The sequence below is a fragment of the Bradyrhizobium sp. LeoB3 genome, from assembly GCF_055456055.1.
Genome location: NZ_JBVBEF010000052.1, coordinates 35225 through 53821, shown reverse-complemented (window position 1 = coordinate 53821; position 18597 = coordinate 35225). Strand labels below are relative to the sequence as shown.

18 protein-coding genes are annotated in these 18597 nt (G+C 64.0%); 11 read left to right on the top strand and 7 right to left on the bottom strand.

What is annotated here, in order from left to right:
- Window positions 1-163: 163 nt before the first annotated feature.
- From ykgO to ACZXDY_RS27950, 3 genes are all read left to right on the top strand, one after another.
- Window positions 164-289: a type B 50S ribosomal protein L36 gene (ykgO, locus tag ACZXDY_RS27960; RefSeq protein WP_002718645.1), complete on the top strand. Its 126-nt coding sequence runs from the start codon at window positions 164-166 to the stop codon at window positions 287-289.
- Between the two features lie 99 nt (window positions 290-388).
- A complete protein-coding gene (locus ACZXDY_RS27955) occupies window positions 389-1048 on the top strand; it encodes a tetratricopeptide repeat protein (RefSeq protein ID WP_464347724.1) in 660 nt (219 codons plus the stop codon).
- A 99-nt stretch (window positions 1049-1147) separates the two neighbouring features.
- On the top strand, window positions 1148-1396 hold the full coding sequence (locus ACZXDY_RS27950; RefSeq protein ID WP_028166973.1) for a hypothetical protein: 249 nt from the start codon (window positions 1148-1150) through the stop codon (window positions 1394-1396).
- A 36-nt stretch (window positions 1397-1432) separates the two neighbouring features.
- On the opposite strand, the gene ACZXDY_RS27945 is transcribed toward ACZXDY_RS27950, so the two are convergent.
- Window positions 1433-1612, bottom strand: a complete 180-nt coding sequence (locus ACZXDY_RS27945) for a hypothetical protein (protein WP_028166972.1) — start codon at window positions 1610-1612, stop codon at window positions 1433-1435.
- A gap of 268 nt (window positions 1613-1880) precedes the next feature.
- Between ACZXDY_RS27945 and ACZXDY_RS27940 the strand changes: the two genes are divergently transcribed.
- On the top strand, window positions 1881-2837 hold the full coding sequence (locus tag ACZXDY_RS27940) for an alpha/beta fold hydrolase (protein WP_464347723.1): 957 nt from the start codon (window positions 1881-1883) through the stop codon (window positions 2835-2837).
- A 74-nt stretch (window positions 2838-2911) separates the two neighbouring features.
- On the opposite strand, the gene cycA is transcribed toward ACZXDY_RS27940, so the two are convergent.
- Complete coding sequence (cycA, locus tag ACZXDY_RS27935) at window positions 2912-3310, bottom strand: cytochrome c-550 CycA (protein WP_028166970.1); 399 nt, start codon at window positions 3308-3310, stop codon at window positions 2912-2914.
- Window positions 3311-3535: 225 nt separating this feature from the next.
- Here cycA and ACZXDY_RS27930 point away from each other — a divergent pair, with 225 nt between their 5' ends.
- Window positions 3536-5029, top strand: coding sequence for an FAD-linked oxidase C-terminal domain-containing protein (locus tag ACZXDY_RS27930; protein WP_208823798.1), 1494 nt, complete (start codon window positions 3536-3538; stop codon window positions 5027-5029).
- Window positions 5030-5390: 361 nt separating this feature from the next.
- On the opposite strand, the gene ACZXDY_RS27925 is transcribed toward ACZXDY_RS27930, so the two are convergent.
- Complete coding sequence (locus tag ACZXDY_RS27925; protein WP_028166968.1) at window positions 5391-5726, bottom strand: putative quinol monooxygenase; 336 nt, start codon at window positions 5724-5726, stop codon at window positions 5391-5393.
- A 279-nt stretch (window positions 5727-6005) separates the two neighbouring features.
- Between ACZXDY_RS27925 and ACZXDY_RS27920 the strand changes: the two genes are divergently transcribed.
- A complete protein-coding gene (locus tag ACZXDY_RS27920; protein WP_464347722.1) occupies window positions 6006-7244 on the top strand; it encodes an FAD-binding protein in 1239 nt (412 codons plus the stop codon).
- Window positions 7241-8554 carry a glycolate oxidase subunit GlcF gene (gene glcF / locus ACZXDY_RS27915; RefSeq protein WP_464347721.1) on the top strand — a complete coding sequence of 438 codons (1314 nt, stop codon included), beginning with the start codon at window positions 7241-7243 and terminating at the stop codon, window positions 8552-8554. Before ACZXDY_RS27920 ends, glcF begins: the two co-directional genes overlap by 4 nt.
- Before the next feature lie 164 nt (window positions 8555-8718).
- Here glcF and ACZXDY_RS27910 read toward each other — a convergent pair whose 3' ends face one another.
- Window positions 8719-9165: a hypothetical protein gene (locus ACZXDY_RS27910; RefSeq protein WP_051397053.1), complete on the bottom strand. Its 447-nt coding sequence runs from the start codon at window positions 9163-9165 to the stop codon at window positions 8719-8721.
- 367 nt (window positions 9166-9532) lie between these two features.
- Between ACZXDY_RS27910 and ACZXDY_RS27905 the strand changes: the two genes are divergently transcribed.
- Window positions 9533-10582, top strand: a complete 1050-nt coding sequence (locus tag ACZXDY_RS27905) for a TorF family putative porin (protein ID WP_028166965.1) — start codon at window positions 9533-9535, stop codon at window positions 10580-10582.
- Window positions 10583-10817: 235 nt separating this feature from the next.
- On the opposite strand, the gene ACZXDY_RS27900 is transcribed toward ACZXDY_RS27905, so the two are convergent.
- Entirely contained in the window at window positions 10818-12563 is a 1746-nt protein-coding gene (locus tag ACZXDY_RS27900; RefSeq protein ID WP_464347720.1) for an ABC transporter ATP-binding protein/permease, read from the bottom strand.
- Between the two features lie 325 nt (window positions 12564-12888).
- Here ACZXDY_RS27900 and ACZXDY_RS27895 point away from each other — a divergent pair, with 325 nt between their 5' ends.
- Window positions 12889-14553 (top strand): L-lactate permease, encoded by a 1665-nt coding sequence (locus ACZXDY_RS27895; RefSeq protein WP_464347719.1) that lies wholly within the window; start codon window positions 12889-12891, stop codon window positions 14551-14553.
- 174 nt (window positions 14554-14727) lie between these two features.
- Entirely contained in the window at window positions 14728-15138 is a 411-nt protein-coding gene (locus tag ACZXDY_RS27890) for an META domain-containing protein (RefSeq protein WP_464347718.1), read from the top strand.
- On the opposite strand, the gene ACZXDY_RS27885 is transcribed toward ACZXDY_RS27890, so the two are convergent.
- Window positions 15135-15836 carry a hypothetical protein gene (locus ACZXDY_RS27885; RefSeq protein ID WP_464347717.1) on the bottom strand — a complete coding sequence of 234 codons (702 nt, stop codon included), beginning with the start codon at window positions 15834-15836 and terminating at the stop codon, window positions 15135-15137. The two genes, ACZXDY_RS27890 and ACZXDY_RS27885, sit on opposite strands and share 4 nt — an antisense overlap.
- Window positions 15837-16231: 395 nt before the next feature.
- Between ACZXDY_RS27885 and ACZXDY_RS27880 the strand changes: the two genes are divergently transcribed.
- Complete coding sequence (locus tag ACZXDY_RS27880) at window positions 16232-17341, top strand: DUF937 domain-containing protein (RefSeq protein ID WP_464347716.1); 1110 nt, start codon at window positions 16232-16234, stop codon at window positions 17339-17341.
- 40 nt (window positions 17342-17381) lie between these two features.
- Here the strand turns inward: ACZXDY_RS27880 and ACZXDY_RS27875 are convergent, their stop codons facing one another.
- Window positions 17382-18581 (bottom strand): hypothetical protein, encoded by a 1200-nt coding sequence (locus tag ACZXDY_RS27875; RefSeq protein ID WP_464347715.1) that lies wholly within the window; start codon window positions 18579-18581, stop codon window positions 17382-17384.
- Window positions 18582-18597: the final 16 nt, after the last annotated feature.

The window sequence follows — 18597 nt, the reverse complement described above, 5'->3', positions numbered from 1 at the left end:
CGGGTTGCAGCCTATTCGGATTGACATTTATGCCACCGATCGCTTAGAACGCGGCCGTCCCGGGCGGCAGGGCCGTTTTTCGGGATGAATCCCATTTTGCCACATTTGGGCAGGTTTTAGGTTCGGGCTTGAGCACGGCCTTTCAACGCATCAGGATTGTCCCATGAAGGTCCGTAACTCGCTGAAATCGCTGCGCGGCCGCCATCGCAACAACCGTCTGGTCCGCCGCAAGGGCCGGGTCTATGTGATCAACAAGGTGCAGCGCCGCTTCAAGGCCCGCCAAGGCTGATCGCCGGGCGTTCCGCCGGCTCGCCCGGACGCAATCGTTTCACACGTCTTTGACGTCGCGCTGCTTTGCAGCGCGACGTTGTGCGTTTAAGCTATGCCGATGGAATTGAGATTCCTCACGCTCATAACCCGCAAGCTTGCGCTCCTGATCGCCGCGATCGTGATTGCGGCGCCGGCGGCAGCGCTTGCCCAGGGCGATCCCCGGGTCATCCCTCCCCCCAAGGAGCAGAAGAAGCTCCCCGAAGCGCCCAGCAAGTTGCCGAACGTTGGCGCCGACCGCACCCGCGGACTGGATTTCCTGTTCGGGGCGCTGAAAGCGGCGCCTGATGAGGCCAGCGCCAAGCACGTGGAGGCGCGGATTTGGGCGCAGTGGCTGCAGACGCCGAGCGATACCGCTATGCTTCTGATGGTGCGCGCCAAAGCGGCGATGGACGCCCAGAACGCCGATGTCGCGCTGAAACTGCTCGATGCCGTCATCAAGCTGCGCCCCGACTATATCGAGGGCTGGAACCGGCGCGCGACGCTCTATTACCTGAAGAATGACTATGCGCATGCGCTGGAGGACATCCAGCAGGTCCTGGTCCGCGAACCTCGCCATTTCGGCGCGTTGGCCGGCCTTGGCATGATCATGCAGGACCTCGGCGACGACAGGCGCGCGCTGGACGCCTTCCGCAAGGCGCTTGCCATCAATCCGCACCTGGAAAAGGTGCCGGAATTGGTGAAGCAGCTCGGCGAAAAGGTCGAAGGCCGCGATATCTAGTCTGACGGGATTAACCACGACTTCCGGCAGCCGATTGCAGCGCGGAACAATTGCCGCTACCCGGCTTGGTTCACGCTCGAACCCGCCTGGAGCGAAGCCATGAAATCCTTGCTGTTGGCTGGCACGGTGATCGTCGCAACAACCGCCGTCGGTCTTGCCGAAGGGCTCTATTGGGTGGTGGGCAATCGCGCCACCAACACCTGCGACATCGTCACCAGCAACCCGATCGTCGACGGGAACATCTGGTTTGCCGACGGCCCCTACAACTCGGTCGATGACGCCAAGCTCGCGCGCTCCACGATCCGCCAATGCCCAAAGGATCAACCGCCGGCCGACAACCCCAAATAGGGGCTCAAGTGACGGCGCCGGATCGAGCCCTTGAACTTAATGCAGCAGTCTGCCGCTGCGGGTGAACTGGTCGCGCGCCGCTGCCGCATAGAGCTGTTGCAGCTCGGCCTCGAGTTGTTCATTGACCAACAGCAGCGCCCTCAATGCGCCATGCAGGTCACCATTGCAGCTTGCGACGATCTGGTCGATAGCCGTCTCGCACGGATCGGAACTCATTGATACTCCTCCGAATTTCCTTATGAACTGTTGCTGCGGCGTCCTGTTCCTGTGGATTGCGTGGACAGGCTTGCCGTGTTCCACCTCGATCAAGCCGCGTGTTTTGGCAGAATGCCGGCGAGAATCTACGGAATAGGTAATGACGCTGGTATGAACCCGCTATCCACAGGCTGGACGCATTGTGGAAAACCGGAGGGGCCTGACGATACGACATCGGCATCGCCGGGCGCCGTAATTTCCCCTGCAACAGATCAACCGGGCCTCATTGATGACGATTGTGATCGCGGTGGCGGCGCTGGCGTTGCTGGCCGCAGCCACGCAGCTAGGCGTCGCGCTGGTGCAATGGGCCTTCCCCGCGCAGGGCGCGATGATCGAGGTGACAGGCGATGTGCTGCATGTCCTCGATATCGGCCCGCGCGAGGCGGCCTCGCCACCGATCGTGATGCTGCACGGTGCAAGCTCCAATCTCGAGGTGATGCGCCGCCCGCTCGGCGAGCGCCTCGCCCGACATCACCGCGTGATCCTGATCGACCGTCCCGGCCATGGCTGGAGCACCCGCGCACGGGCCAGCGACTCCACGCCTGCTATCCAGGGCCGGATGATCTCGGAGGCGCTGACGAAGCTCGGCATCGAGCGGGCGGTCGTGGTCGCGCATTCCTGGAGCGGCGCGCTGGGCCTGAGATTGGCGCTCGATGATCCCGACCGCATAGCCGGCCTCGTGCTGCTCGCGCCGGTCGCCTATCCCTGGAGGGGCGGCGTCGGCAGGTATAACGAGCTGATCGCCACGCCTGTGATCGGCCCGCTGTTCGCCTACACGATCACTCTGCCGCTTGGCACCCTGCTCGCCGGCCCGGGCGCGCGCGGTGTATTCCTGCCGCAGACCATGCCGGACGGTTTCGTAAGGGACACCGCGACGCCGCTTTTGTTGCGGCCGCGCGAATTCATCGCCAACGCGCGTGACCTGGTGACGTTGAAGGCAGCGGTCGCCGAGCAGGCGCCGCGCTACGGCATGATCAAGGCGCCCCTCACCATCATCAGCGGCGACGCCGACAAGACGGTGTCGACCGACATCCACTCCCGCCCGCTCGCGGCCGCCGTGCCGCATGCCAAGCTGATCGTGCTGCCGGGCACCGGCCACATGATCCAGAACGCTGCACCTAGCTTGGTGATCCGGGAGATCGAGGAGATGATTAGGAAGCCGCATAGCGCTGCGGCGGAAGGATAGTAGAAACGCTTCACGCGTCGGAAGTGAAGAGGCCGGCTACGGCGCGCCCAAGCGCCGTAGCCCGTCAAGAAGCGTTACTGCTGCTTGATTTTCCCGTCCTTGTCGAACTGCGAGAGGAAGGCCCAGAGGTTGTTGGCTTCCGTCTCGTTCTTGATGCCGGCGAATGCCATCTTGGTGCCGGGAATCTTGGCCTTGGGGTCCTTGATGTATTCGAGGAACTGTTCCTTGTTCCAGGTGATGCCGGAGTTCTTGTTGGCGTCCGAATAGTTGTAGTCAGGCGCGGTACCGGAGTGGCGGCCGTCGATGCCATTGAGCTCGGGGCCGACCTTGTTCTTGGCGCCTTCGCCGATCGCATGGCAGGCGAGGCACTTGTTGAACGAGGTCTTGCCGGCGGCAACATCCTGCGCCTGCGCGCCCGACGCAACGAACACTGAGGTGACGACGGCCAGCGCGCTCAAGATCGATGTTTTCATGTGGTGCTCTTTGTTTCTTCCCTGGTAGGTGGGCGGGTCGCTTGTGGCAGGCCTGCCTCGATTGGACAAGTGACGAAACTTTGACAGTGTTCACGGCGGCAGGCTTGCCCGAGAGAGAACTTTGATCTGCGGGGCGGCAAGTTTCGCCCGGGCTTCCCATTTGGGCCCGGAAATGCTTGATTTTCCCGGATAAACCGATAAAGCGCAAAGCCTGGAGGGACCCGCATGGCCATCATGATGCCGGCTGCCGATCAGGCGGTTCTCAATCGCCGCAGCGAGATCGTTGCTGCATTGCGGGCGATCGTGCCGGGCGAGGGCGTGATCGACAGTGCGGCCGAGATGCTGGCCTACGAATCGGATGGCCTCACGGCCTATCGCCAGCCGCCGATGGTCGTGGTGTTGCCCGATACCACCGAGCAGGTCTCCAAGGTCCTGAAATATTGCCATGAGCGGAGCATCAAGGTGGTGCCGCGCGGCTCCGGCACGTCGCTGTCCGGCGGCGCGCTGCCGCTGGCGGACGGCGTGCTGCTGGGCCTCGGCAAATTCAAGCGCATCCGCGAGATCGATTTCGACAACCGCGTCGTCGTGACGGAGCCAGGCGTCACCAATCTCGCGATCAGCCAGGCGGTGGCGCATGCCGGCTTCTACTATGCGCCCGATCCCTCATCGCAGATCGCCTGCTCGATCGGCGGCAATGTCGCGGAGAATTCCGGCGGCGTGCATTGCCTGAAATACGGCATGACCACCAACAACGTGCTCGGCTGCGAGATCGTGCTGATGAACGGCGAGGTCCTGCGCATCGGCGGCAAGTCGGCGGAGAACGCCGGCTACGACATCATGGGAATCATCACCGGCTCGGAGGGCCTGCTCGGCGTCATCACCGAAATCACCGTGCGCATCCTGCAGAAGCCGGAGACGGCGCGCGCGCTGATGGTCGGTTTTGCCGAGGTCGAGGCCGCCGGCGAATGCGTCGCGCGCATCATCGGCGCCGGCATCATCCCTGGAGGCATGGAGATGATGGACAAGCCGGCGATCCATGCCGCCGAAGCCTTCGTCCATGCCGGCTATCCGCTCGACGTCGAGGCGCTCCTGATCATCGAGCTCGACGGCCCTAGCATCGAGGTCGACGAGTTGATCCGGCGGGTCGAGACCATCGCGCAGGGCTGTGGCTCGGTGACCTGCCAGATCTCCAATTCGGAAGCCGAGCGCAACCTGTTCTGGGCCGGCCGCAAGGCGGCCTTCCCCGCGGTCGGGCGGATCTCGCCCGATTACCTCTGCATGGACGGCACCATCCCACGCGGCGCGCTGCCGAAGGCCTTGGCGCGCATCCGCGAGCTGTCGGAAAAGTACCAGCTTGGCGTTGCCAACGTGTTTCACGCCGGCGACGGCAACCTCCATCCGCTGATTCTCTATGATGCCAACAAGCCCGGGGAGATGGAGCGGGCGGAAGCTTTCGGCGCCGACATCCTGCGCTGCTGCGTCGAACTCGGCGGCGTGCTCACCGGCGAGCATGGCGTCGGCATCGAGAAGCGCGACCTGATGCCGGAAATGTTTTCCGAGATCGATCTCAACCAGCAGCAGCGCCTGAAATGCGCCTTCGATCCGCAAGGCCTGCTCAACCCCGGCAAGGTGTTTCCGACCCTGCACCGCTGCGCCGAACTCGGCCGCGTGCACGTGCATGGCGGCAAGCTGGCATTTCCGGATATTCCGCGGTTCTAGCCTTTCCTTCTCCCCTTGCGGGAGCAGGCGGCGCGAAGCGCCAGATGAGGGTTTGTTTCCACGGGCGCAGGTGTTCGTGGAGAGAGACCCCTCACCCAAGCGAGCTCGCTGCCGGCAGCGGAGCTGCCCTCTCCCACAAGGGGAGAGGGCGCATCAACTGGCGCTGCGAAGGCGTTCTTCCCTTCTCCCCTTGTGGGGGAAGGTGGCGCGAAGCGCCGGATGAGGGGTTCTCTCGGCGGGCGCAGGTGCTCGTGGGGAGAGATCCCTCACCCTAGCGAATACGTTGCTCGCGCCGGAGTAGCCCTCGCCCACAAGGGGAGAGGGCGCGGCAATTGGCGCCGCGGCACGCCACTATCGACCATCACAGCAGCGCGTATTGCGTACGTTCGCGTTTCGCCAATAGCGGCAGCGCTTCGCCGGCGATGTAGGTCTTGAAATGCGCGCTGTCCTGATGCGCCTTGAAGGCGGCCTCGTCGCGGAACAGTTCATAGAACAGGAACTGCGCCGGATTGTCCTTGGCGCGCGAGATCAGGAACAGCTTTGCACCCGCCTCGCGCTGCGCCTCGGGCAGGAAGCGCGACAGGATATCGGCGATCCGGTCGGCCTGACCTTCCTTCGCCTCCCATTGCGCGACCACCAGCAAGCCGCCGCCCTCGACGGCGTCTTTCACGGTCTTGTCGATTGCATATTGACCCATAGCCGTTGCTCCTTTGATTGGGTTGCGTGGAAGCTGCTTCCTACATCTCCTGCCGCCGTAGATAATTCGATATCGAGCGAAGGATGTTCGAAATCACTTCGATGGTGATCGAAATATTTAAGCGGATGGAGGCGCCGGAATCGCGTGCCGAAATCGATTGGCGGCGCGCGACTGCGAAAGCGTTATCTTCCACCATCGTGCCCTTGTGTCCGGCATCGATGCCTATAGAAGGGATGGCAAGAACAGCAGCGGTTGCGGTGGAAAGGCAAGGCGGTAGGCGTGGACATCAGGAAGGTACGGGATGCTGCAGACGTCGAGCAGGTGGTTCGGGCGGCGATCGCCGCCGAGCAGCCGCTCGAGATCATCGGCCACGGTTCCAGGCGAGAAATCGGCCATCCGATGGCGACCAATGCGGTGGTCGATCTCGCCGCGCTGAACGCGGTCGTCTCCTATGAGCCGAACGAACTGATCATCACAGTGCAGGCCGGCGCGCCGCTTGCCGACGTGCAGTCGCTGATCGACGCCAAGAACCAACAATTCGCCTTCGAGCCGGTCGATACCTCGGTGCTGCTCGGCACCAAAGGGAGCGGCACCATCGGCGGCATGATCGGGGCGGGGCTCGCCGGGCCGCGCCGGATCAAGTCCGGCGGCGTCCGCGACCATCTGCTCGGCGCCCATGCCGTCTCCGGCTTCGGCGACAGCTTCAAGACCGGCGGCAAGGTGGTGAAGAACGTCACCGGCTACGACCTCTGCAAGTTGCTCAGCGGTTCCTGGGGAACGCTGGCGGTGATGACCGAGGTGACGCTGAAGGTGATGCCGAAGCCGGAAGCCGAGCAGACGCTCGTTCTGCGCGGTCTGGACGACGTCACGGCGGGCCGTGCCATGACCGCGGCGCTCGGCTCGCCCTTCGATGTCTCCGGTGCGGCGCATCTGCCCAATTCGGCGTTCCGGCCGACCGTTGCTGCGCTCGCTGCTCTGGGGGCGCCGGAGCAGGCCGTCACGCTGTTGCGGCTCGAGGGGATTGCGGCATCGGCCGCGCACCGTGCGGCGCACCTCGCCAAGACGCTCGCCTCCTACGGCGCGGTCGAGAGCATCGAGGACGCCGCCTCCCTCTCGATCTGGAGCGCGCTGCGCGACGTCGCGCCGTTCGCGGCGGCTGGCACGCTCGGCGCCTGGCCGGTATGGCGGATCGTCTGTCCCCCGGCCTCGGGCGGCGCGCTGGGGCAGGCACTGGCACGGGAGACCGGCGCTGATGTGATCTACGATTGGGGCGGCGGGTTGATCTGGGCGGCGGTGCCGCCCAAGGCGGATGCGCAGGCCGCGCAGGTGAGGGGCCGCGTCGAGGCTGCCAGCGGCCACGCCACCCTGATCCGCGCATCCGAGGAGGTCCGGCGCGCCGTCGACGTGTTCCATCCGCAGCCGCGCGGGCTCGCCGATCTCAGCGAGCGCGTGCGCCAGAGCTTTGACCCCAAGAACATCCTCAACCGCGGCCGACTGACGCGGGGGAATGCATCATGAAGACCGAATTCTCGCTCGCTCAACTCGCCGATCCCGATATCGCCGAGGCCGACAAGATCCTGCGCGCCTGTGTCCATTGCGGCTTCTGCACCGCGACCTGCCCGACCTATGTGCTGCTCGGCGACGAGCTCGATAGTCCGCGCGGCCGCATCTACCTGATCAAGGAGATGCTGGAGAAGGACAAGCCGCCGACGGCGGAGGTGGTCAAGCATATCGACCGCTGCCTCTCTTGCCTCGCCTGCATGACCACCTGTCCGTCCGGCGTGCATTACATGCATCTCGTCGACCAGGCCCGGGGCAGGATCGAGCGGGACTATCAGAGGCCGTTCACCGAGCGACTGCTGCGCTCCGTGCTCGGCTTCGTGCTGCCGCGACCCGCCGCCTTCCGCACCAGCATGGTGCTCGCCCGCTTGGCTCGTCCGTTCGCGGCGCTATTGCCGACGCCCAAGGCTGACCCCACCCCAAGCCTGCTCCGGCGAATCAAGGCGATGCTGGCGCTGGCGCCATCCAATCTGCCGCCGGCGGGCCCGCCATCGGGAAGCGTGTTCCCGGCGGTCGGGACACGGCGGGGACGGGTCGCGCTGTTGCAGGGGTGTGCCCAGCAGGTGCTCGCGCCGCGCATCAACAAGGCCGCCGTCAACGTGCTGACCCGCCACGGCATCGAGGTGGTGCTGGTCAAGGACGAGCAATGCTGCGGCGCGTTGACCCATCACCTCGGACAGGACGGCGATGCGCTCGCACGCGCCCGGGCCAACATCACGGCATGGGGGAGGGAGGCGGAACAGCGCGGCCTCGACGCCATCCTGGTGACCACGTCAGGCTGCGGCACCGTGATCAAGGACTATGGTTTCATGCTGCGCGAGGACCGCGAATTCGCTGCTCCGGCCGCAAAGGTCTCCGCGCTGGCAAAGGACATCACCGAATATCTGGCCGGCATCGAGCTCGATCCGCCGCGCCTCGAAGACGAGGTCACCATCGCCTATCACTCCGCTTGTTCGCTGCAGCACGGGCAGAAAATCACAGGCCTTCCGAAAGTATTGCTTTCCAAGAATGGATTCGTGGTGAAAGATGTACCGGAGAGCCATTTGTGTTGCGGTTCGGCGGGGACCTACAACATTCTCCAGCCCGACATTGCGATGAGGTTGCGCGATCGGAAGCTCGCCAACCTCGCGACAATCAAGCCGGACATGATCGCTGCGGGCAATATTGGCTGCATGGTTCAGATTGCCAGCGGTACGTCAGTTCCTGTGGTGCACACGATTGAGCTTCTCGATTGGGCGACAGGAGGTCCTCGGCCAGGGGTGAATTGATCGATTGCCTATCGAGCATGAACCGGACCCGGGGGCCGTGTTGGGGCGATGCGGGTAGCGGTTTTCTCCACGACAGGCGCACGCGTTTGCGCGGAGGCCATGCACGACAAAGGACGGGGCGGGAGGTGCTTCGAACAAGCACGATCCTGATCCGGGCAAGCGGACTATTCGAAGCGCTCGACAGACTGAATCAGCGGCAACAGGAGGATCACGATGGCTAAAGCGAAGAAGGGTAAGAAGGGGAAAAAGGCCAAGAAGGTTAAGAAGGCGGTAGCGGCGAAGAAGTCTGCGAAGAAGGTCGCCAAGAAGGCCGCGAAGAAATCTGCCAAGAAGGCTGCCAAGAAGAGCGCGAAGAAATCCGCGAAGAAGTCGGCAACGAAGGCCGCGAAAAAAGCCGCCAAGAAGGCGGCGCCCAAAAAGGCCGCGCCGAAGAAGGCTGCCAAGAAGAGCGCGGCAAAGAAAGCTGCAGCTCCCAAGCCGGCGGCCCCGGTCGCTGCCCCCACTCCCGCGCCGGAGCCTGAACTCGGTCCGAGCTGGGCTACCCCCAGCCCTTCGGAGAGGTCGGAAGGCTCGGAGGACTCATCCAGTCCGTCCTGACGCAACCAGGCCAAACCTGACGCAAGAGCCGCAGCGTTTTACCGCTGCGGCTCTTTCGTTTTCAGGCGCATGGATCGTAGCGCTACAGGGATGATTCGTCGGACCGTTGCAGAAGAGACTCAGCCCGCCACGGTTTGGGGGGCGCGGGCGCACTTCACGAGGAGGGGAAGTCGGTAAAGTTGTTGTGAGATTGCAACACCCGTCAACAACCTCTTTCAAAAGGAGCAGAACGCCTAAAAAGTCGGCACATGCTCGTCTTTTTTGCTTCAACATAAGGGGGGTCGCGTTCCAGATTGGCTGCGGATTTTGGTCGCAGTCGGTGATCGCTCGCCCCGGGGGGCCGGAAGAGCTGGACTGTTTTTGAACGTGTGGGGATTCTTCATGAAGAAACTGGCCTTGTTAGCAACGGCGCTGGCAGTGTTCTCAAGCTCGGCAATGGCTGCCGATATGGCGGTGAAGGCCGTCAAGGCGCCGCCGCCGCCCGCGTTCGAACCCTGGGATTTCGCCTTCGGCGCTGCACTGATGAGCGACTACGTGTTCCGCGGCATCACCCAGTCGAACCACAAGCCTTCGGTCGCGGCTTACTTCGAACCGCGCTACAACGTCACCAAGGACCTGCAGCTCTACATCGGCGCCGCTGGTGAGAGCATCTCCTTCCCGAACCGCGCCGCGGCCGAGATCGATATCTACGGCGGTATCCGCCCGACCTTCGGCATCTTCGCCTTCGACTTCGGTGTCTGGGGTTACCTGTATCCGGGCGGCTCGTGCTTCAATTCCGCAGCGCTCCCGGGCTCCGGCATTCCGGGGTCGGACTCGAGCTGCGCCGCCAGCCCGTTCGGCAATTCAGACCCGATCACGGGTGGCCTGCCGATCAACGGCAACTTCGCCAAGAAGAGCGCGAGCTTCTATGAAGGCTACGCCAAGCTCAACATCAACATCAACGACCAGTGGGCGGTTGGATTCAACGAGTACTACTCGCCGAACTTCCTGAACCTCGGCGCCTGGGGCAACTACGCGTCGGTCACCGCCAAGTGGACCGCGCCCTCGACCATCTTCGGTTCTTCCGGCGTCGGCATGTACATTTCGGGCGAGTTCGGTCGGCAGTGGCTCGGCACCTCCGACTCCTTCTATGGCACCACCGTTGCCAGCCCGCTTGGCGGCGGACCGTTCCCCGGCGGTATCCCGGAGCCGAGCTACAACACCTGGAATATCGGCATCGGCTTCACCTACAAGGTGTTCACGCTGGACCTGCGCTACACCGACACCAACCTCTCGAAGGGTAATTGCAACGCCTTCACCAGCGACTACACCGCTCGCTTCGACGGCAGCTTCACGCCGATCAACCCGGGTGGCTTCAGCTCCAACTGGTGCGGCGCCACGGGTATCGCCAAGCTCTCGGCTGACCTGACCGCGATCTCGAACCTGAAGTAAGTTCCATATACGTGGATCAAGAGGGCGGCGGAGCAATCCGCCGCCCTTTTCATTTAGCGGGGCGGCGCGTGCTGCGCGAGCAGGGCCAACTGCGTCCTGTAGCCTCGTAGCCCGGGTGGAGCGCCAGCGTAACCCGGGACCGCCGGTAGACGCTGGCACAGGTGTCCGGGTTGCGCGTTCCGCTCCACCCGGGCTACGGAGCTCCATCAGCGCGGCTCGCGCACCGCGCTCTAGTCTAAGACGATGCCGCGATCTTGGTCGCGTCCCGCAACCCAAACCGGTCGCCATCGCGGACCAGCGCGATGTTGCGCTGGTGGAATTCCTCCAGCGTCGAGCGGTGGCCGATCGAGACGATCGTGGTGGCCGGCAATTCCTCCATCAGCAAACGATAGAGCGCGGCTTCCGAGGGCTCGTCCAGCGAGGCGGTGGCCTCGTCGAGGAACAGGTAGTCGGGTGCATGCAAGAGCGCGCGCGCCAGCCCCAGGCGCTGCTGCTCGCCGAGCGACAGCATTCTGTTCCAGTGTCCCTCTTCTTCTAGCCGTGAAGCGAGCTGGGGCAGTCCGATCTGGCCGAGCACTTCCCTGATCCTGTCGGCGCTGAACTTTTCTGCTTCGGCGGGATAGACGATCGCCGCGTGCAGCGAGCCGATCGGGAAATAAGGTCTCTGCGGCAGCATCATCAGCGAGGCTTGCTCGGGGATGACGATCGAGCCGCTGCCGAACGGCCAGATGCCGGCGACCGCCCGGAACAGCGTCGACTTGCCCGCGCCGGACGGCCCGGTCACCAGCGTGCGTTCGCCAGGACGAAGCTTGAGCTCGGTCGTTGAGACCAACGGCGCGCCGTTGGGCAGTCGCACCAGAAGCTGTTGCAGCGCGATCGCATCGCTCGCCGCGGGGGCCGCTTTGACTGCGCTGGGGTCGGTCGCGAGCCTTTCCGCCTCCGCGATCGATCGTTCGAAGCCGTCGAGACGGGCGACCACCGAACGCCATTCCGCCATGGTGCGATAGACCGATATGAAGAACGACAGCGCATCCTGCACCTTGCCGAATGCTTCCATGATCTGCATCACGGTTCCGAGCTGGATCTTGCTGGCGAAATAGGCCGGCGCGGACAGGATGACGGGAAACACCACGGCGGCCTGCGAGTAGCTCTGCGTGAACGCCGTCAGCCGCTTGGTCCGGCTCATGATGCCGTACCAGTTGGAGACGACGTGGCCGAAACGCGTCGATAGCTGCTCACGTTCGGCGCGTTCACCCTTGAGCAGCGCGATCTGCTCGGAGTTCTCGCGAACCCGCACCAGGTTGAAACGGAAATCGGCCTCCAGCCGCTGCTGATCGAAATCAAGCCGCACCAGCGGCGAGCCGATCCACTGCGTCAGAGCCGTGCCGAAGATCGCGTAGACCAGCGCCCCCCACACCAGATAGCCGGGGAATGACACGTCGCTGCCGAACAGATGCAGCGGCGCCGCCGCCGACAGGCCCCAGAGGATCACGACGAAAGACGCCAGCGTCACGATCGAGCTCAACAGCCCGATGCCGAGTCCCAGCGTCTGGCTGACGAACATCTTGACGTCGTCGCTGATGCGCTGGTCAGGGTTGTCGGCCGCATCGCCCTGAAGCTGCATGCGGTAGTGGCTGGCATCATGCAGCCATTCGCCGAGATATTTGCTCGTCATCCAGCGGCGCCAGCGGATCTGGAGCCACTGGTTGAGATAGAGCTGATAGATCGACAGCACGGTGAGGACTGTGGCGAGCACACAGAACACGATGAGCTCGCGGACGAAGCCGTCCCAGTCGTGGTCCTGCAGCGCGTTGTAGAAACGATTGCGCCACTGGTTCAGCAACACATCGTTGGCGACCAGCGCCAGCTCGATCGCGATGACCGCGGCAAGCAGGCCGCGGCCGGCCCATTTGTCTTCGGAGTTGAAATAAGGCGCTGCAATGCGCCAGACCGTCGCGAGCGTCGAACGAATGTTGTTCACAGATTACCGTCTCCGGGGGATCGCCTACAAAGGCTTGAAAAAACGGGACAATCAGGGAACCTTCAGACTAAAGTCGTGGGCTCCTCGGTCGGCGTCCACTTGTCGCAGCATGATGGTTGACCCTAGCATGCCAAGGCGACGCGGGGCGGCGGACTTTCTGATTTCGCGAGGTTGTGAGCGTTTGGCTGTGCCGACTCGTGCAGGCCTGTTTCGCACCACATGATCTTTGATTGCACCCGGCGCGCCGGGTCTATGCCCGCGGCGAGCCGACGCAAGCCGCCGGCGGGAAGCCGCCACCGGGAAACCTTGGGGAGGAACAACAAAAATGTGGAACCAAATCTACAACCCGCTCGGCAACGCCGCGCTGTCGACGATCGCAGCCGCCGTTCCCGTGGTCACGCTGCTGGTCCTGATCGCCAGCGGCAGAGTGAAGGCGCATGTCGCCGCCATCATCGCCGTGATCGTGACCAACCTGATCACGATCTTCATCTTCACCATGCCGGCGAACATGTCGATCCGCGCCACGCTGCTCGGCGTGGTGACCGGCTTCTTCCCGATCGGCTGGATCGTGCTGAACGTCATCTTCCTCTACCAGATCACGGTGGCGACCGGGAAATTCGAGCTCCTGAAGCGCGCGGTCGGCGGCGTCACCGAGGACCGGCGCTTGCAACTGCTGCTGATCGCGTTCGCCTTCGGCGCGTTCTTCGAGGGCGCCTCCGGCTTCGGCACGCCGGTCGCGATCACAGGCGCGATCCTGATCGGCCTCGGCTTCTCGCCGCTCGCGGCGTCCGGCCTGTCGCTGATCGCCAACACTGCACCGGTCGCCTACGGCGCGCTGGGCACACCGATCCTGGGTCTCGCCTCGGTCACCGGGCTGGACCCCTATGTGCTTGGCGCGATGGTCGGGCGGCAATTGCCGCTGTTCTCGCTGATCGTACCGTTCTGGGTGGTTTGCGCATTTGCCGGCTGGCGCGGCATGAAGGAGGTCTGGCCGGCGATCCTGGTCACCGGCGTCTCTTTCGCGGTCCCGCAATTCGTGATCTCGAACTTCATCAATCCCTGGATCGTCGACATCGGCGCCTCGCTGATCTCGATGGGCTGTTTGATCCTGTTCCTGCGCGTCTGGCAGCCGCGCCAACTCTGGCTGTCACCGGCGCTGCGCGGCCACGATGAATCGGCCGCGACCATGGCGGCGCCGAAGACGCTGGACAAGACGCCGCTCACGCAAGGCGAATTGTGGAGCGCACTGCTGCCATGGATCATCGTCTGCATCCTGATGCTGGTCTGGGGCAACGGCGCGTTCAAGACCTGGGCGAACGCCAATTTCGTCTGGAACTATCCGGTGCCCGAGCTCGACAAGCTCATCAACAAGATGCCGCCTGTCGCCGCCAAGCCGACGCCGGAAAGCGCGGTGTTCGGCTTCACCTGGCTGTCCTTCACCGGCACGGGCATGCTGATCGCGGCGATCATCTCGGGTCTGTTGATGGGCTTCTCGCCGCTGAAGCTGATCACCGCATATGGCCGCACCATCCGCCTGTGCGCGATCTCGCTGATTACGATCTCGGCGATGCTCGCGATCGGCACGCTGACGCGGCTGTCCGGTGTCGACGCCACGCTCGGCCTGGCCTTCGCCGCAACCGGCGTGCTCTATCCCTTCTTCGGCACGCTGCTCGGCTGGCTCGGCGTCGCGCTGACCGGGTCGGACACCGCCTCCAACGTGCTGTTCGGCAACCTGCAGAGGATCACCTCCGAGCAATTGGGCCTGTCGCCGATCCTGATGGCCGCCGCCAACTCCTCGGGTGGCGTGATGGGCAAGATGATCGACGCACAATCGATCGTGGTCGCCTCCACCGCGACCAATTGGTATGGCCATGAAGGCTCGATCCTGCGCTACGTGTTCCTGCACTCGATCGTGCTGGCCTGCCTCGTCGGCCTGTTCGTGACGCTGCAGGCCTATGTCTACCCGTTCACGGAGATGGTCCTGAAGTAGCCGCTCCGGCTCGTAGCCCGGGTGAAGCGCCAGCGTAACCCGGGTCCGCTCGCTGACACAGATATCCCGGGTTGCGCGTTCCGCTCCACCCGGGCTACGAACTCGTCTCCGCATGGCCGGCTTGGCCATTGTCAGATGCGTCCAAGAGCGCATCGCTGATCTCAGAGAGAGTTCATGGTTTCACGGAATTGCACCAGAACTGCCTTCGCCCTGGTGCTGCTCGCGACTGCGATCGCGGCAGGTCCGGCGCGCGCCGACGAGGAGTTTCCCTTCGGCTTCGAAATGTCGCTCGATGCCGCGCGCATGCCCGGCTCCAAGCGCATCCCTTCGCTCGAAATCGGCGATAATGGCGAGGTGGTGCTGGAACTCTGGTGCAAGGGCGGCAAGGGCCAGTTCTCGGTGGCCGGCAACACCATCATCTTCGTTCCCGGCGCGATGGAGAATCGCAACTGTCCGCCTGAGCGGGCGCAGGCCGACGATGATCTGCTTGCGGCGCTCGGCGACACCGCGACCTGGCGCCGTCAGGGTGACCTCGTCACCTTGACCGGCTCGAAGACGCTGCGCTTCCGGCTCAACACGAATTAAGGCGCCGCAATCAGTCCGTTGGCCGTGGCAACGATCCAGCGGTTACCCCGGCGCACGATGGTTTCGATACGCCCGAGCCCGGGTATCGTGTCGCCGCGCGCGGCCATCCGAATGCCGTCAGGCCCGTCGAGAACGGCGGTTCCGTCGCGGACATCGACAACCGTCCAGCCCGATATGGTGGTCGGTCTCGTTTCCGGTGCCGGCGCCAAAGGTGGCCTCGCCGGCGCCGCGCCGGAGGGACTCGCATTTGCCTGCGAGGCGAACGGGTTTGAAGTGCGCGCAGCCAGGTGAGTGCTCGCGGGTAAAGGCTTGGGAATGCTTCCTACGACAGCGGGGGCTACTGCCTGCAGATCTGACGTGGATGTTGCTTTTTTGGTGCCTTCGATCCTGCCGCCCGGTCTTGCTTCAGCGGTTCGAGGCGAAGACGTGACTTTCTGGGCGACCGAGCTGATCCCGAGCGTGCTCGCGAACTCCGGCCAATTCAGACCGCCGGCCCATCCCAACCCAAAGGCTGCCACCAGTGCCATCGCAGGCAGCGCAATGGTGCGCGCCCAATCGCCGTACGGCCCCCGCACCACCAGAACGTCATCGCGATTTTGCTGCAGGAAATCCGACAGGCGCGCCGGCTGCTCCGGCAACTCGCCGTCAGCCACATTCCCCGACCAGTTTCCAAGGGTACTCGGCTCGTGGACTTGCATGGCGTGACCCACGTTCGGCTGAGCGATGATGTTCCCGGAAATTGAATCGAACCTTAACGACCAGGCCGAATGAACTGCGTCGCGATGCCGCCCCGATCGCTGCCCCCGGCAGCCGGCCATCCCAAATGGAGCTGCCAAAATTCCATGTCAGGCTGTCGAGCCAGCGGCTATCAACCTTCACGGCTCTCCGTTTTGTGATTAGACAGCTGCGAGTTTTGGGGCGGACATGCGCGCGCAGTGGGAAAGTCGGTTGGCAGGCACGGAAATCTGCTGGTTCGCCCCGATAATTTTGCCCAGCGCCTGACAGCCGGAATCGAAATCTCTGACGTGGGCATGCGACGTGATGATTGTCAGTCATCCTGTCTCAACCGCGCCGTAACGATGGAGAGATCGCCATGGCTGTGAACCTCGTCTCTGTTGTCATGCAATGTCTGACTCCTGACCTGATCGCCAAGATCGCGTCATCTCTGGGACTTGATCGAGACATCGTACAAAAGGCGGTAGGAGGTGCCGTCCCCGCACTGCTCGCGAACTTGTCCGAGGTGGCCTCCACCCCCGGCGGCGCTCGTCAGTTGTCCAGCGCATTGTCGCAGCAGCAGCCCGGAGCGCTTGAAAGCCTGAAGAATGCGATGGCAGGTCCTGGCCAGGCGGCGCTCGCGGAGAGCGGATCGGCGATGCTGGCCGGCCTGTTTGGCGGCCGGGCGCTGGACACGATAGCTCAGGCCATCGCGAAGTTCGCTGGCATCGGCGAGGGCTCCGGCAAGTTGCTGACCGGCATGCTTGGCCCTGTCGTCCTCGGGGCGTTGGGGCAGCATCAACGCAGCACCGGCATGGAGGCGAGCGGGCTGACATCGCTCCTCGCCTCGCAAAAGGATCAGATCACTGCGGCGCTTCCATCTGGTCTCGCCGATCAACTGAGCGCTGCCGGTCTCATTGACAGGGCGGGGGAGAGCGTGCGCAGCGGAGCTTCGGCGGCCGCGAGCCGCGTCGCCGGGGCTTCTACACGCTACACGCCAAGCAACACGATGGCGCAGTGGCCCTATTGGCTGGCCGGCCTCGTCGTGCTCGGCGGTCTTCTCTGGTACGCAACGCAGCGCCCGGGTGAACAGACTGTCGCCGAGCAACCCGCCGCAACGCGCCCCGCAACCGGGACCGTGGGCGTGGCGCCCGCAAATTTGACCGTCGACGGGGTGAACCTGGCCAGCCAGGTCGATTCGTCCGTCAACACCTTGAAGTCCGCGCTATCGGGCGTCACAGACGTGGCTACCGCTCAAGCGGCCCTGCCCAAGATCAACGAGGCGGTAGCACAGTTGAACGATGTCAACGCGCGAGCTGCAAAGCTGCCTCCGGAAGGACGAAGCGCACTCGCCAAACTGATCGTCGTGGTGACACCTTCGATCAATCAGATGTGCGACAAGGTGATGGCGCTTCCAGGTGTTGGTCCCGTCGCGAAGCCGGCGATTGATGATCTTCACGGAAAACTGGACTCGCTCGCACGAGTCTGAGCTGCGCGCGGCAAGCCAGTCACATATCGCCGCGTGGCCGCTACTTCCACGCCGATTTGTCGGCGTCCCAGCGCTGGGCCTTGAATTCCTTCGCCAGCGCCTCGATCGAGCCGTTGTCGTCGGGCGGCTCGCCGCCTTCCTCGTCGCCGACGGAGTCTTCCGAGAGGTTCAGCTTTGGACCTGAACCCTCATCGGCGGTGGTGACCACCGGGCTCGAGACCCACAGCATCAGCCTGTCCGACGCACCGGGCTTGTCCGAGGACACCAGCGCCGAGATCTCGACGGTTTCGGTGAGGCCGAGCGCGGGATAGACCTGGCTCGGACGCTTGAAGGTCAATTTCAGCTTGCCGGTGTTGGCGTTCCATGACGCCCCCGTCGGCTTTGCCGCCAGCGTCTTGCTCAGTACGCCCGATATCGCTGATGCGATCTTGTCCCTGTTGATCTTGTCGCCGCTGAGCCACTCGGCGGCGGCGAAGCGGATGGTGCGGTCCATCTCGACGCTGCCGGTGGTCCAGCCGGCCGCGACCACGCCCGGCGTCGCCTTGGCCTTGGCGACCAGGGCCGAGGCCTGTTCCGGATCGACGGTGAGGTTGATGGTCTGCTCGCCGGCGCGCAGCGCGTCGCAGGTGATGGCGAGGCTCGAGAGGCCGACCTCGACGGCCTGGCCCTTGAGGCTCTTCAGGAAGTCCAGCGCCGCGTCGAGCTTGACGCGCACGCCGACGGATTCGGGAGACACCTCGGTAAAGTCCTTCGGTGCCGGCGTGATGCCGTCATCGGTGGTCTGGCTCTCCTGAAATTCCCGCTCCGAAAGGTCGGTATTGTCGGAGGAGGCGACTTCCGTCACCGCCTGGCCGATTGTGATCTGGCCGCGAAATTCGAAACTGTCGCCGGTCGGCTTGCGCACGAGCTTCACCGTGACGGGCGACTTGTCATTCAGGGTCTGCGTCGTGCCGCTCAGGTTCTGGCCATTGACGGCGAGGTTGACGACGAAGCGGTCCTTGCGGTCGGAACCTTTTTCCGCGGGGTAGCAGACGTCGAGGACCGCCGCGGTGACGTTCTTGCCCTGGCGGGTTTCCTTCAGCACCGCGTCGGCATTGCCCTCCATCAAGCCGTCGATCGCGGTGAAATAGCGCGTCTCGGTCGTGCCCGGCGCCGTCTTGGACGGCAGCTTCATCTGGGCAAGAGCGAGATCCGAAGAGGCCGTGAGGAGGCCCACGAGGCAGCAGAGCAGGGCGCGCATATGAGGATCCCCCTTG